Source organism: Devosia sp. (genome assembly GCF_041917035.1).
Taxonomy (GTDB): domain Bacteria; phylum Pseudomonadota; class Alphaproteobacteria; order Rhizobiales; family Devosiaceae; genus Devosia_A.
Map to the genome: position 1 here is coordinate 6,276 of NZ_JAYRYM010000178.1, position 1,364 is coordinate 7,639.

At 70.8% G+C, this 1,364-nt stretch carries 2 protein-coding genes and 1 pseudogene; all 3 read left to right on the forward strand.

The features are described from left to right. On the forward strand, positions 1-525 hold a 525-nt coding region (locus tag ACE3TU_RS16075; protein ID WP_374625987.1), incomplete at its 5' end, for a zinc-binding dehydrogenase. Continuing rightward, positions 525-1,043 (forward strand): hypothetical protein, encoded by a 519-nt coding sequence (locus ACE3TU_RS16080; RefSeq protein ID WP_374625989.1) that lies wholly within the window; start codon positions 525-527, stop codon positions 1,041-1,043. The genes ACE3TU_RS16075 and ACE3TU_RS16080, both read left to right, overlap by 1 nt. Before the next feature lie 11 nt (positions 1,044-1,054). Then, positions 1,055-1,364, forward strand: a pseudogene (locus ACE3TU_RS16085) (hypothetical protein); the annotation flags it as partial.

The window sequence follows — 1,364 nt, forward strand, 5'->3', positions numbered from 1 at the left end:
TCCGTGCAGGTGGCGAGGCACTTCGGTGCGCGCGTCACCGCGGTGACCAGCGCCGGCAATGCCGAACTCGTGCGTCGGCTCGGCGCCGACCGGGTCATCGACTACCGCGCGGAGGACTTCGCGGCGCGAGACGAGACCTACGACGTCATCTTCGACTGCGTCGGCAACGCCCCGTTCGAGCGTGTCGACCGGGTCCTCAAGCCCGGCGGCACGCTGCTTCAGGTGATCGTCGACCTCAAGGCCCTGCTCGGGGCCAAAGGCCACAGCCGCCGCTCGGGCAAGCGCGTCCTCCCGATCGCCTTCACGCCCGGCCCGGCGGATGTGGAGTTCGCCGTCCGCCTCTACCGCGAGGGTGGGCTCGCGCCGGTCGTCGACCGCACCTACCCGCTCGACCAGATCGTCGAGGGTCACCGCTATGTCGACACCGGCCGCAAGCGGGGCAGCGTCGTGCTGCAGGTCGCCGGCGCCATGGCCGGGGTTTCCCGCACTTCGGGCGCCACCCATGGCGCAGCGGCGAGGCGCTGATGAGCGCCTCGCTGCACTCCGTCGCCACCGTGATCGCCCACACGCCGGTCTGGGTCTGGGGGCTCTATGCGCTGCTGCTGGTCCTCGGCCTTCGGCGCACGCGTGACGTTACCCTGCCGCTCTGGCGGGTGCTGATCCTGCCGGCGGTCGTGACGGTGCTCGCGGTCTCGAGCGTCATCGGCGCCGGCCTCGGCACGATGCCCGTGATACTCGTCGGCCTTGCCGCCGGCGGCGCGGCGGGCTGGCGGCTCGAGCCGGCCGGTGCCATCCGCCGCCTGCCCGGCGGCAGGCTCCGGCTGCGCGGCGAATGGTGGACGCTCGTCCAGCTCGCGCTGGTGCTCGTCCTCCGCTACCTCACCAACGTCGTTGCCGCCATCGATCCCGTGCTCCACGCCAACCCGGCCTGGCAGCTGGGCACGCTGTTCGCGACCGCCGCCCTGTCCGGGCTGTTCCTCGGCCGCACCGCGGCGAGGCTGCGTGTCTGCTTCGCGCCCGCCCTGCCCTCGACATCCGCCTGAGGAGGCTGCCCGTGACCATGTCCCGCATGAACAGCCCATTCCGTTCGGCCAAGGACAAGCGAGGTCGGCGTCGCCAGATGGAAATTGCGCCTCGTCAAGACGCGCCCTCGCTTCTGGGCGTTCCTTGTCGCCAGGTTTCTCTGGAGGCTGTGTTGCGCAGAGTACTCGTGGTCTTCATGCCCGTCTTGGCACTCCTCTTCGTATCGCCCGCGATTCCCCAAGAGGGCCCGATCTTCAGCACGCCGGAGAACGCCGTCGCCGCATATCTCGACGGCGTAGCGCAGCGCGACTTCGGCAGGGTTCTCGCGGCGACGGCGCTGG

Bases quoted from the DNA above. Each gene is read 5' to 3' on its own strand.
- ACE3TU_RS16080 (WP_374625989.1), top strand. From the start codon at position 525: ATGAGCGCCTCGCTGCACTCCGTCGCCACCGTGATCGCCCACACGCCG.